This is a genomic window from Chitinophaga ginsengisegetis (assembly GCF_900168065.1).
In the GTDB taxonomy this organism is placed as follows: domain Bacteria; phylum Bacteroidota; class Bacteroidia; order Chitinophagales; family Chitinophagaceae; genus Chitinophaga; species Chitinophaga ginsengisegetis.
In genome coordinates, this window is the sequence record NZ_FUZZ01000001.1 from 2,089,339 (window position 1) to 2,103,432 (window position 14,094).

Consider the following 14,094-nt stretch of genomic DNA (forward strand, 5'->3'; position numbering starts at 1 on the left):
GCTAAGAAAGCTGCTCCTAAAAAGAAAGCTGCTGCTAAGAAAGCCGCTCCTAAAAAAGCTGCTGCTAAGAAAGCTGCTCCTAAGAAGAAAGCTGCTGCTAAGAAAGCCGCTCCTGCTAAGAAAGCTGTTGCAAAGAAGAAAGCTGCTCCTAAAAAAGCACCTGCTGCTGCACCAACAGTTCCTCCAGCTCCGGCTAACTAAGATCGGAATTACAAAATGTAGTTATAAGGATCCTGGCATCTATGCCGGGATCTTTTTTTATACCCATCCTCCAACACAATCCCCCTCCGCAATTTCCACGTAACTCCGTATTTTTACGGCATGGATAATTATTCAATCTCAGATAACTTCTCCCTCCTGTCCAAACTGATGGACATCCACGGAGAAAACAGCTTCAAAGCCAAATCCTTCGCCAGCGCAGCATTCACCATAGAAAAGTTGCCCACTCCCCTGAAAGATACCCCCCGCGATGAAATATTCCGGATCAAAGGCATCGGGGAATCTACCGGGAAAAATATCCTCGAAATGCTGGATACCCAACAATGCTCCCTGCTCAATCATTATATAGAAATTACCCCCGCCGGGATCCTCGAAATCATGAAGATCAAAGGACTGGGACCAAAAAAAATAGCCACCATCTGGAAAGAACTGGAAATAGAATCCATGGGCGAACTCCTCTATGCCTGTAACGAAAACCGCCTGATGCTCCTCAAAGGCTTCGGCGCCAAAACACAGGAAAGCGTTCGCCAGAACATCGAATTCTATCTCTCCAACCGCCACCGCTTCCTCTTCGCAGAGGTAGCCGCCACCGGGCAGGAACTGGAAAAACAACTACAGCAGCTCCTGGCCCCCGCAGCCGTTTCACTCACCGGCGCCTTCCGCCGCCACAGCATCATCATCGATGAAATAGAACTGCTCATCGCCGCACCGGTAGATGTAGTGCAACAACAACTCGCCGCGCTCCCCGGTTTTTCACTCACCACCGCCAACGCAGATAACCTGGTATGGCAGCTGAACGAAAAACTCAAAGTAATCACGCATAGCTGCACTGCCGACAGCTTCGCCGCTACTTTATTTACCACTACCGGCTCCCCTGCCTTTATCGATAAATTCAACGCCGCAGGCGGCGCCACCTTCCTCCACAACGCCACCTCCGAAGAAGCTATCTTCAGCGCAGCAGGAATGGACTATATACCGCCGTTCCTACGGGAAGGCATCAATGAATTAACGCTGGCCCGCAACCACCAACTGCCGGAAACCATCGTTGCTTCCGATATCAAAGGCATCATCCACTCCCACAGCAACTGGAGCGACGGCGAATCTTCCCTGGAAGAAATGGCCACCGCCGCCAAAGCACAGGGCTTCGAATACCTCGTGATCAGCGATCACTCCCGCTCCGCTTTTTATGCCAACGGCCTCCATATAGAAAGGATCCTGGCACAACACGCGGAGATTGATGAGCTGAATAAAAAACTGGCGCCTTTCCGCATTTTTAAAAGCATAGAGTCCGATATCCTCAACGATGGATCACTGGATTACCCGGATGAAATCCTGGCAAAATTTGACCTCGTAATTGCATCTGTGCATTCCAATCTCAAAATGACAGAAGAAAAAGCAATGGCCCGGCTACTGAAAGCCATCGAAAATCCATACACTACCATCCTCGGACATATGACCGGCCGCCTGCTTCTCAGCCGCAACGGTTACCCTGTAGATCATAAAGCCATCATCGACGCCTGTGCCGCACATAACGTGATAATAGAACTCAACGCACATCCGCGCCGGCTGGATATCGACTGGACCTGGCTGCATTATGCATTGGAAAAAAAGGTGCTCATCTCCATAGATCCCGATGCCCACAGCATCCACGGATTCCAGGATATCAGGTACGGTACCCTCGCCGCTCAAAAAGGAGGCATCACAAAAACAAACAATCTTAGCAGTTACACTGTTGACATGCTGAATAATTACCTGCTTCAACGTAAGCAACAAAAAAATATCCTTCCATGATGCTATTGGCATTGGCTGTGGCGCCGGGTTTTGCCATCTGTCTTTTTATTTACCTGATAGACAAATACGACCGGGAACCCACCAGCCTCCTGGTAAAAAGTTTCCTGCTGGGCATGCTCTGCGTAGCCCTGCCACTGGCAGTACAGGGCCTCGCAGTAGAGCTGGGCCTCCGCGAAAATAATGGTACCCTCCTCGGAACCGCGGCATTCGCCTATGGCGTAGTCGGTATCTCGGAAGAACTGGCCAAGTTCCTGGTACTCCTGCTGTTCGCCTATCCCAAAAAAGCATTCAACGAACCACTGGATGGCATCGTATACGCAGTAATGATCGGGATGGGCTTCGCCACGCTTGAAAATGTTGCGTATGTAAGCAGGTTCGGCGTAGGCACCGGGATAGCCCGCATGTTCCTCTCCGTGCCCGCCCACGGCGCCTTTGCAGTACTCATGGGGTATTATGCCGGCCTGGCTAAATTTGTGCCGCATAAAAGCAGCTCACTCCTGTTCAAAGCACTCATGATCGCCGTTTTCTTTCACGGAACATTCGATTTTTTCCTTTTTCTCGGTAATAATATCTTCCTCATGGGAGCTTCGGTGATCACCCTCATCTTTGCAGTACGTCTATCCATCAAGGCTATACGAAAGGACAGCGCCCTCTCCAAAAAACTGCACGAGGAACACTTTTTTGAAGAAGAGAACACCTGAGGTCACCTGTTTTGCAGTCAGCTTTTAGTTACCTTTGTAAGGCGCTAAAAGCCGACTGCTATGAGATTCATTTATATATACGATCCGCTGTGTGGCTGGTGCTATGGCTTCACCCCCGTAGTACAGCAACTGCAGGAACGCAGCAATGGGAACATGGAATTCGATATCCTCTCCGGTGGAATGATCACCGGCGATAACCGCCATCCTTTCTCTTCCATGAAGGCATACATCCAGCGCGAACATACCAATGTGGAAAACGCAACAGGTGTGAAATTTGGCGCCGCCTTCCTGGAGAAACTACTCCCCTCGGAAGAAATTATGGATTCAGAAAAGCCCAGCATCGCCCTCACAGTATTTAAACAATACCAGCCGGAAAATGCCATCACCTTTGCGCACGATATGCAGGTAGCACTCAACTATAATGGCCAGAGCCTGAACAACGACAGCACCTACCGCTCGCTGATCAAAAAATTCAGCCTGCCGGAAGATGAATTCATCAGCCGCCTGCACGATGAAAATTACCGCTACGAAACCCAACAGGAATTCCAGCTGATCCAGAACTGGGGCATCACCGGGTTCCCCGCGGCCATCCTCGATACCGGTAAACAACTTTACCTTTGCGCACGGGGATACACGCCCCTGGATAAACTGGAAGAAACCATAGAAAATATACTGAGAGAAAATAACAGCTTATAACTTTATGTACCACGTCAAAACAGCTACCGTAAACGATATTCCTGTTATACAGGACCTCACAGAAAAGATTTGGAGACCTACCTATCAGCCTATTCTGACACCGGAACAAATAGAATATATGATAGACATGATGTACAGCACCGCCTCCCTGAACAAACAGATCACGGAGCTGCAACATCAGTTTCTCATCCTGCAGGACGATAGCACTCCCATCGGGTTTGCCTCCTACAGCACCACCGGTACACCCGGCATCTTCAAACTGCAAAAGATCTATCTCGATGGAAATTACCAGGGAAAAGGAGTCGGTAAATTCCTATTGGAACAGGTGGCCCAACAGGTAAAAGAACGCGGCGCAAACATCCTCGAACTCGACGTAAACCGCTTCAACAAAGCAAAGCAGTTCTATGAAAAACAGGGATTCAGCGTTTATAAGGAAAAGAAAACCGATATCGGCAGCGGCTATATCATGGACGACTATGTAATGCGTAAACCGCTATAAAAAAAGCCCGGTAAGGAGATACCAGGCTATTCCCAAGTTAACCATTAAAAGACACAACTCTTTTTTAAAAAATAATGTTAATCTAACGTTATGTACGAGAACGGCTGATAAGCGGATTTATCCATACATAAAAAAGCAGCATCTTTTATATTTTAATATAAAAGATGCTGCTTTTAAGTTTAATATCTCTCTAAAAAAATTCCCGCATAGCTAACTATGCGGGAATGCAGGTGTGCCTGAAGCGCGTATATCGGTTATTGATCCAAGCCGTTATTATTTGGCTGTAAGCACGGTGCCTTCGTCGTTATCATCGTCATGGATAACAGCTACCGCCTTATTCAGTTTCAGCTCAGGAGAAATTTTCAATACCCCTGCATTTGCTGCAGCAGTGGCATCACGCAGTTTCACGGATACCAGGGCATCTATCTCTTTTACACGGTCGTTTACCAACGCCACCTGTATATCGGTTTCGCTGAAAGCGCAATCGCCGGTAATTTTTACCATGTCGCCGTTCATGATCACATAGTCCTTACCGTAAGCGGCTGTACTGGAAGAATCCACACCAAAGAAGATGTTGATATCACTACCGGTGCAATTGGTTTGTACGCTCTGGTCTGAAGCCTTTACCAGGATACATTTAAACATACTCACAGGTGCAGTGGCAGATTCATTGGCATCTGTCAGTTTTACCAGGGTGATGTAAGCCGGCTGATCCTGTATGTATTGGGAAGCAGAAATGGAAGTTACATCGCCGTGATAACCCACTACCGCTTCATTCTCCGCTTTAATTTCGCTTAATACCAGCACAACGGTTTCGGCCAGTTCGAAGCGGTTATCGTCTTTGATCTTTACATTCAAACTCGCAGTGGTAGCGCCGCTGTCAATTACAAAAGGCGCCTTGATGCTGCTTACAAAGTCGGCTCCCGGCAGCGCGGTACCATTCCCAAATTTGTAAGTTAACCTAACTGGTTTGGATGTGGCATTGATCAGCGGGGTATTATCCCGTTTAAACAAACCGGCAGAAAACACTACATCAGTAGCCGGCTCTGCACCATTGTTACCGCCAATGAACTTCACCATAGCCGGCTGATCCAGGATGGTTACCTCTCCTTTCGACTTGGTAAGATACAGCTCCGATGCATCCAGCACTTCCACATGGAAAGCTTCTTTACCTTCCAGCAGGTTATCACTCTTTACAGGGATCTGGATGGACTTGGAGATGATAGCGCCTGCTGCAAACTCAGAAGGCACAAAGGAAATTGTTCCTTCGGTAACATCAAAGTCGGTTGAACCGGCGCCACCTTTATGCGGAATAGTTTTGTAATGAACGTTAACGGGTGTACGAACACCATTGCTTCTTAAAAACCCGGATAAGGTAATGGTGAGCGTAGCATTGGATAAACCGTTCAATGGCTCGGAAACTGCGATGTCATTGATAGATACGCCATGACTGATCTTAATAATACGGTTACCATCTTCATCGCCGCCGCCTGCTGCCAGGATTTCTCCGGAAGGGCTCATCAGCAAAGAAGCCAGTGTGGTTTTTGCATCATACTTGCCCAGCTGCTTGTCGAACATCATTTCACCATCAGGACTCAGCTTAATCATGCGGTAGCCTTCTTTTGCCACTACGCAGATCTCATCGTCTTCGGTGAGTAACAGGTGCTGGAATACAGAACCCAGGTTTTTATCAATGGAAACAGTGCCATCAGGGAGCAGTTTCACGATCTTACCGGTGTTGTTGCTCACGTTACCACCTGCCGCTACTACTTTTCCGTTTTTACCTACTTCCAGTGCGTATAAAGCGGCATCCGTTTCTTTATTGAATAACTCAGTACCATCAGGACGCAGCTTAACAATGCGGCCACGGTCTTTTTCTTCTGCGCAGGCGAAGATCTGCCCCAGGTCGTTTACTTTAATGGCATTGAACTTACCATCTGCAGTGCTGTATTCTTTATCAAATACTACCTGGCCTTCGGCATTTACTTTCGCAATACGGCTGGCGTTGCCGGTACCATAAGCGCCACCGCCCATAGCCAGTACTGCGCCATCTTCCAGGAGCAACATCTTTTCAAATGTAGCGCCGGGTTTACCAAAAGAAAGCTCAAATTGTTTCTCTCCCTTTCCATCTACTTTCACCATGTAAGCCTTTCCCTGTCCATCACCCACGTCGCCACCTACAGCAACAATGTTTTCATCTTCATCTATCAGCACATTGGTAAAAACATTGTGTGCGCCAAAACCCTTGTCGAATTCTACTTTACCATCGGGCGTCATCTTGGTGATGCGGGCCTGCGCAGGCTTGCTGCCATCCACTCCAACGGTAATGTAATTGCCATGACGGTCTGTAATGATCCGGGTAAAATAACCACCCTGACCATTACCGATGCTCTTGTCAAACACTACTTCGCCGGTAGCAGATAATTTGGTAATACGGGCATTACCATAAGCAATGGTACCGCCACCTACAGCCACCAGTTCATTCTTCGGCAGTAAAATCAGGTCCTGGTATGCTACCAGTCCGCCTTTATTCAGTTTGGCATTGTAAATAAGAGTACCCGTTGCAGATAATTTGGTAATGCAACCATTATCTGTTCCGCCTCCGATGGCAACAATAGCATTGTTCTCCGCAATAGCCAGTTTCTTATACTGGTTTTTGGGAGCACTGAAGCTCTTGTTAAACACAACAGGCATCTCCTGTGCGAAGGCCTGTGTGCCTACCGCCAGTAATAGCATTAGTGAGGAAAATTTGTTCATTTGTATTAGTTTGATATACGCTAAAAAATAACCGATAAATAGTTTATTGAATCTTAATCTCGCACCTTCTGTTTACGCCCTGCAGTTGTATAAAATACTCCCTGTCGGCCTCCGGTCGCTGGCTCCCCGCAATCCATACCGGGCGGGTAGACCCGAAATAATTGATCCTTATTTTATCAGGAGTAACACCCCTGCTCAGCAGGCACTCCTGGATGTATACAGCACGGTTCTTCGACAGCGACAGGTTATACCGCTCGGTACCAATAATATCGGTATGCCCGCTCACCAGTATGATCCGGTGCGGGTTCGACTTCCATATCCGGAAAATAGAATCCAGCTTACGCCATTCCTGGTCCTGCGGAACAAAAGAATTCAGATCGTAGTAAATCACACCAGGAACTTTCCACAACGCTTCCAGCGCTTTCACCGCACTGTCTCTTACCAGCGTGTAACCCACACCGTTAGTAGTGGCATTTGGGCCACTGGCTTGCTGTTGCCAGGATACCATTTCCGGGCTGCTGTAGGCAGCCTGACCGGTATATGCCGGCTGCACGGTAGCAGTAGCAACAACTACCGGTTGGGTATTGCTGTTACCGGGGTGATCGTTTTGCCAGGGAATAATTTCGGGAGAACTGTCTGTTACATCATTGGCGTAATCCACCATTTTGCGCCCGGGACTAACGGCAACGGCTACTGCGGGAACGGGTTTCAATACCACTTTATCTACCACCGGCGGTTGCACGGAGAGGTTATCGTATTGTTTGGTTCCTACTAAAGTCAGCTGTTGACGGGTATCCGTCTGATTCATGGTATAAGGCACTCGGTCATCTTCTTTTACCGGCTTGCCGGGATAAGGCAGGTCCAGTTGTTTCAAAGGATTTTTCTTCAGGTTTAACACATAAATATGATCGTTATCATGCGCGCCTGAACGGTCTGATGTAAAATATAATAACAGCTTGCCTTCATCCAGTACAGGATTCAGATCATCAAACTGCGTATTCACAGGATACGGCAAATGTACAGTTCCTTCTTCCGGTTTTTTTATATTTATTACAAAGATGTCCAGTCCACCAAATCCCCGGAGGCCATTCGACGAAAAGAACAACTTATCACCCACCACAAAAGGATACAGTTCATTTCCATTGGTATTTACCTGCGGACCCAGGTTCACCGGCGCTTTCCACCGTTTGGCTTCCTTGTCCCAGTCGGTGTAGTAAATGTCTGTACCACCCTGACCACCAGGCATATCGGACGCAAAGTACAAACGTTTACCATTAGGTGCAACTGATGGGTGCAGGAAAGAATAAGTTTCCAGGTTTTTCCCCAGCTTCACCGGCAGTGGTTTACTCCATACATCATGATCCGGTTGATAAACAGCAGATAACAACTGCGTACCATTGTTATAATTAATATAAGAATTCTTGTCGTTCTTCACATCGGTAAACCGGTTGGAAGTATAGATCACCTTTTGCCCGTTATCAAAGAAAGAAGCAGGTCCTACCTGTAATACTCCCCGCAAGCTATTATTAAAAGGCTCTACGCCATCTTCTGAAATCTGGTATAGTTTGGAATTCGTATAGAAAGATTGTTGCTCGTTTTTCCGGATATCATTGGAAAGAAACACAATGTTATTACGGTAGAGCGCCAGTCCATACTGATACCCGGGCAGGTTCAGGCGAAGACTGTCCACCCGTATATTCTCCATAGAATCACGGTTAAAGAAACCATAGTAATTCACCAGCGACTCTTTCAGGTTGGTAAAACGCGCATTATTCTTATAGTTACTGGCATACACGGCGCTGATCTCCTGGGCTTTCACCACCCTTCCGGTGCGCTTCAGCAGATCAATGTAGTTGGTTACATCTGTTACCAGCACGTCTTTCTCCGGCTTGTACAACAACTCATCGTACAAACTGATCGTTTTCTCAAACTGCCTTGTTTCAAAGTACACCCGCGCCAACTGTAACTTGGCCCGGCGCAAAACTTCTTCGCTGCCGCCATTATTAATTACCTCATTACACAGCGAGATCGCCCTTTCGTATTCTTGTCTTTTGTAAAGCCGTTCCGCACGCTTTACCTTAGCCATACTTCCCAAGCCGCCTATTTGCACTCGGTCTTTTACAAAACTGCAGGAAACAAACAGGGAAACAATGCTCAGAAAAAGTATGAGGGAAGAGAAATTGTATTTTCGCATACCATTCTTGATTTTAAAATTAGAAATAACGCGGCGCCACCACTTTCCACTTCGACCAGGAGAAGCGATAATTAATCATCACTTCATGCGACACCGTTTGCGCGCCTTTCAGATTCGACTGCATAGGCGTATCATAAGAATAACCGATCTGCAGGTTCTTCGTTGCCTGCACCTGCACCAATCCAGTCATCGTTTTTTCAGAACGCCACGATGCACCCAGCCATATCAGGTTCTTCAGGAGAATATTCGCATTCAGATCATACTGAAAACCCGCGCCCTTCACCTGCCGCAACAACACATTCGGCTTCAGCTTTACATCATCATTAATATTAATCAGGTAACCCGTTTGCAGGTAATAGTGCGATTCCACCACTACTTTATTCACACTGTTGCCGAGGTCGAAACTCTTGAAAGTAGGCGACGACAACCCGATAAAGAACCGGTCGGTAAACAACATAAAACCGAAGCCCACATCCGTTTTCCAGTAGCTCTGGTTTTGTGCAAACACCGGGTCGGTGGTAGTCAGGGAACTATTATCTTCCCTGAAATGCGACATGCCGCCCTTCAATCCCAGCGCCAGGTAAATCTTCTCATTGAGCTTTACCCGTTGGGAAACATTCAGGTTCACCGCCGTTTGCGAATTCACGGTGATCTTTTCATTCATCAGCGATACGCCAAAACTTGTATTGGTGGCCTTTATAGGAGTATAAAATGAAGCCGTGGCCGTTTTAGGAGCCCCTTCCACACCCACCCACTGGTTACGGCCCACTGCCGTAAGACTGGAAGATTCATCCATAGAAGGATAAGCCGGATTGATGATCATGCCGTTGAACATATACTGCGAATACAAGGGTTCCTGCTGCGCAGCAACCTGTAAACAACAACACCAGCATAAGATAGTAACCCCTAAAGCTTTCATAAGATGCTTTTTCATAGGTATCAGCTTAAATATTTTTTTGTCAGATGCATCCTGCTTTAAATTCGTATGCCCGTTAACGTTTTATCACAATAAACCCGGTATAGCGCTCTTTCTTACCATCGATCTCTACTTCAATATTGTAGAAGTAAGAACCGTCCGGCACATCGTTTCCTGAACTACCACCCGCATTCGCTTTACCACGGAAGTTCTTCGACTTGTTATCGTAGTGTTGCAACTTAAATACGGTGCCGCCCCAACGATTAAAGATCACCACCTCATTATTCGGATACTTGTCGATATTCTCAATGTACATCACGTCATTTCCCATACCATCGTTGTTAGGGGAAAGGGCCGGATGCACCCGGATCTTACCGCTGTTGTTATTGATCTGACGCCCGTCTGTACTATACTTCTCTACAGAATCCGCCACACCGTCTCCATCAGAATCCAGGTCAAGGAAATTAGGAATGCCATCTCCATCTGTATCATCATCAAACGGATCACCATTGCCATTGATATCTTCCTGCTTGTCTGTTAAGCCATCACCATCAGTATCACAACTGCCGCACATCGGATCATCGTTCAGGATCACACCGGTAGCTTTGGATGGCTCGCCTAAAGTTGGCGTATGCTGACCAGAAGGCACCGATACCGTGGTCATCTTCAGGATAAAGGTTTCATTCTGTTCAAACGTAGTATCACCTTTAATATTCACCGTTACCTGTCCGATAGTCTGCAGCGCAGGGATCACCGTTTGTGTAACAGTGTTGTCGAAATCAACACCCGGCGTGGCTTTGAAATCCATATAAGGATAAGATACCCCATCCACGGACGCTTCAAAATCATAATTAATCGTAATCGGGCGGGAGCTTTGCCTGCTCAGTTGTACGTTAAAGCGCAGCGGTGTGTTCTCGCCGGTATTGCCTTCTTTCACGCTGAACTTATCGGCAGCAAAGGAGAGCGTGAGCGGATCGTTATCTGTTATGGCCACCCTCGCAGTATCAGTGGCGCCGGCTTTGTATACCAGGGTGCTGCTACCGCCAATGTATGGCAGTATAGCTGCTTTCAGGAACCCGTCATCATCATTGATGTCATTGTCGCCGGTGGTGATAATAAACGAATGTTGTTTCGTGAGTGCCGGCATATTAATCGTTAAGATGTTACCACTCACCGTACCTTCCGCAGCAGTAAACGTGCGGGCGGCATCCTGTGTAATGCGGAGGCGTACCGGCACATCGTAGGCTGCTGACGCAGGCGATTTCAATGTAAACTTCACGCCGCTTCCTTCTGCAGCAGTAGCTGCTTCCGCTGATATTTCCACCACCAGCGTATCGTTGTCATGAATGATTACATCAGCCGCTGCACTGGCTGATAACGGCCAGGTAATACCTGCCATGCTACTGCTCACCGCTCCCAGCTGTACTTTCACATCTTCATCTCCCTCTACTATGTTATTATCGATGGGTAGTACTTTAATGTCTGCACCATTCTGGCCTGCAGGGATCAGCACCGTGCCGCTCAGTTTACGGTAACGGGTGTCTGCTACGGCAGTACCGCTAACGGTATAGGCTACACTCACATCTTTCACGGCAGATAACTGTGTATCCGAGAACCGCACGCGGAAAGATCCGGGCACATCCGGTTCGGTGGCATCTGCTGTTTTTGCGATCATCATTTCACGGCCAGGGGCGGTACTTTCATCATCATGCACGATCAGTGTAACGGTGTCTTTATCATCTACATCCAGTGCGATGTTCTTGTTAAACCGTTTCATCTGTGCCAGCATCAGCGACAATTTCACCTGCTCATCTCCTTCTATTACTTTATTATCGATCACATTCACGGGAACGGATATACTGTTTTGTCCGGCCGGGATTACTGCGGATGTTTGCACCGGCGCAATATTGGTAGTGCCTGCAATGCTGCTTACATAGAACACTACTTTCACATCGGCGGCTGCGGTGCTGCTACCTGGCAATTTCACCGTGTAAGCACCGTGTGTAGCCGGTTCAGCGGCGTCTTTATTCTTTTGTAATACCACGCGCATGTCGCCGGTTTCAGGAATCAGCACCATACCTGGCTGGGAAAGTGTATAACCTGTTGTTACCAGTTGCGCGGTAAACTGTAGCTGCTCATCTCCTTCCAGTATATTATCTCCTGTTAATTTCAGCTGGTATACTTTATTATGTACTCCAGCTACCAGCGTTACCTGCGCAGGAACACCGGTATAGTCCGCATCATCTGCGGTAGACACGGCGTTTCTGCCGATGTTGATCACCACATCTTCAGAAGAAGTGATCTGGCTGTTCACAAACCCGATGGTTACATCACTGCTGCTGCCTTCATGTATAACGGAGGAGTCTATACGCATTTCTACTTTCAGGTTATCAGGATTCAAGCGTGTAGCATCATCAATTGTTACAGATAATTTATCTCCCTTCATACCTGCAAATCCCTGTGGCGTTGCAGCTATCCACAACAGTTCCGGTTTCTCCAGTATAAAGTCTGTTTTAGCAGTAAAGGAGAAAGTAACATCGGGCATGCCTGCAGGAATGGTTACGCTAGCCGGCAAATTATCAATGTCTCCTGCTGATGCCACTGATGCTGCATCCCTGTTTAAGATAACAAGGATATCCTTGCTGGCAGTAACACCCGGCGCCAGGCTTACTTTCACCTGGTAAGCATTTCCTTCCAGTACTTTAGTACCCGCAGTTACGGCGGTAAGATGTATGAAGCCGGTAACCGGGTCATCGTGTGTTCTGTCTTTAATCGTAATGGTGGTATCTTTTACAACTGCGGTGTTAAAAGTGACGTCTGTAATACTGCCTTTAAACACCACGGTTTCATCATCTTCCAGCACCAGGTCTTTCAACGCTTTCAGCGCAAATGTGTGGGTACCTGTGTTTTGTCCTTTTTTAATAATAATATCATAAGGAGATGGTAAAGCATTATGATCTGCATTTACCGCGGTACTCAGTGTGTTGTCTTTAGATACATGTATAGTGATGTCTTTACCAGCCTGCAGGTTGTTTGGCAGCTGCGCACTCAGCACTGCACCGGAACCGTTTTCATCAATAGCAGCCAGTGTACTCTTGAGCACAACAGGCGCCGGCAACGGATACTGTGTTGGATCATCATCGATGGTGAACACCGGTTTATTAATGGTATACGTACTGATGCCATCGGTAGCGCTGGCGTTAATGGTAAAGTTTTCCGGACCTTCTGTGAAGTTATCTTTCTTAATCTTCAAACCGGTGGCGATACTGTTGCCCGTGTTCAGATACACATCAGGCGCCAGTACATAATCCAGTCCGGCTTCTGCGCTGCCTGCCGATTGTGGCAGTAGTATATGAACAGGTACATCAGTGGTAACGCCGGCAGGCAAACTAAGCGTTACAGCGCCGCTATCTCCTTCTGTCAGTGGTGTTTTCCAGGCCGTAATGTTTAATGCCAGGTTAGCGGCATCGTTGCGGGTAAGATCCTGTATCGCCAGCGGGAGGTTATTCACCGTATATCCGTTAACGGTAGCATTCACCACCAGGGCTTCATTCTTTTCCAGTACCTTATCAGCCACTGTTTTCAGTAGTTCAAAGGTAGCGGTGGTTTGTCCGTGCGGTAACACATAGGAAGTAGCCGACAGCGTATAGTCGTCAACGATTTTAGCCGTAGTAAGCGCATTGTCTACCGCCAGTTGGATGTTTACATCTTTTGTAGATGCATAAGGCACCGTTGCGGTCACCATCACTTTATTGCCTTCCGGAACCAGTGTGGCATCCGGGGTAAGCGTCATCTTTCTTGCGTTGGGTTGTTTTTCAGTGTAATCCTTTATGTACACGTCTGCACTGGTGGCCGGCATGTTAACATTACCCTTGTTGCCATCAATGATCAGTATACCTTCATCGTCCAGTATCGCATTGGCACCTGCGGTGATGGCTGAAGTAGCCGCAGCGGATGTAGTTTTGAGGATAGTAACGCTGGCTGGTACTGCCGTGTGGCGGGCATTTGCCACCGTAGAAGACACAGCATCCTTCGCCAGGTTAATTACCCAGTCTTTACCGGCTTTCCAGCCATGCGGGAAGGTAGCGGTAATAACAGCGCTGCTTCCTTCGTAAATACTATCGGGTGTGCTGCTCAGGATCACGGAGTCGCCCGCAGGGAAAGGATACTGCGCATCCTTAATGCTCATATCCATTGTAGCCGGCAGGAAGGTGTATACTGTACTAAGCGCATCACTCACTACAGGTGTAACATGTATATCTTCTGCATCTTCTACTAAAATATCCGATGCTACTTTTAATAGCGCCACGCCGGATGCACC

The 14,094-nt window shown here is 47.6% G+C and carries 9 protein-coding genes; 5 read left to right on the top strand and 4 right to left on the bottom strand.

The window, feature by feature from the left end; all coding sequences use genetic code 11:
- The 5 genes from B5Z18_RS32685 to B5Z18_RS08300 all read left to right on the top strand — a co-directional run.
- Window positions 1-201, top strand: a 201-nt coding sequence (locus B5Z18_RS32685) for a hypothetical protein (protein WP_200817215.1), incomplete at its 5' end; no start/stop codon positions are given.
- Between the two features lie 120 nt (window positions 202-321).
- The gene (locus B5Z18_RS08285; protein WP_079468898.1) at window positions 322-2,010 is read left to right on the top strand and encodes a DNA polymerase/3'-5' exonuclease PolX; all 1,689 of its coding nucleotides are present in this window, start codon (window positions 322-324) and stop codon (window positions 2,008-2,010) included.
- Complete coding sequence (locus tag B5Z18_RS08290) at window positions 2,007-2,711, top strand: PrsW family intramembrane metalloprotease (RefSeq protein ID WP_079468899.1); 705 nt, start codon at window positions 2,007-2,009, stop codon at window positions 2,709-2,711. The genes B5Z18_RS08285 and B5Z18_RS08290 overlap by 4 nt, the downstream gene beginning before the upstream one ends.
- A 60-nt stretch (window positions 2,712-2,771) precedes the next feature.
- Entirely contained in the window at window positions 2,772-3,407 is a 636-nt protein-coding gene (locus B5Z18_RS08295) for a DsbA family protein (RefSeq protein WP_079468900.1), read from the top strand.
- 4 nt (window positions 3,408-3,411) lie between these two features.
- Complete coding sequence (locus tag B5Z18_RS08300; RefSeq protein WP_079468901.1) at window positions 3,412-3,906, top strand: GNAT family N-acetyltransferase; 495 nt, start codon at window positions 3,412-3,414, stop codon at window positions 3,904-3,906.
- A gap of 273 nt (window positions 3,907-4,179) precedes the next feature.
- Here B5Z18_RS08300 and B5Z18_RS08305 read toward each other — a convergent pair whose 3' ends face one another.
- The 4 genes from B5Z18_RS08305 to B5Z18_RS08320 form a co-directional block, all read right to left on the bottom strand.
- On the bottom strand, window positions 4,180-6,663 hold the full coding sequence (locus tag B5Z18_RS08305; protein WP_079468902.1) for a Calx-beta domain-containing protein: 2,484 nt from the start codon (window positions 6,661-6,663) through the stop codon (window positions 4,180-4,182).
- Window positions 6,664-6,706: 43 nt separating this feature from the next.
- Complete coding sequence (locus B5Z18_RS08310; protein WP_079468903.1) at window positions 6,707-8,857, bottom strand: OmpA family protein; 2,151 nt, start codon at window positions 8,855-8,857, stop codon at window positions 6,707-6,709.
- Window positions 8,858-8,876: 19 nt separating this feature from the next.
- Window positions 8,877-9,791: a PorP/SprF family type IX secretion system membrane protein gene (locus B5Z18_RS08315; RefSeq protein ID WP_079468904.1), complete on the bottom strand. Its 915-nt coding sequence runs from the start codon at window positions 9,789-9,791 to the stop codon at window positions 8,877-8,879.
- A gap of 58 nt (window positions 9,792-9,849) precedes the next feature.
- Window positions 9,850-14,094 (bottom strand): Calx-beta domain-containing protein (locus B5Z18_RS08320; protein WP_159454237.1); only part of this gene is annotated, 4,245 nt, incomplete at its 5' end.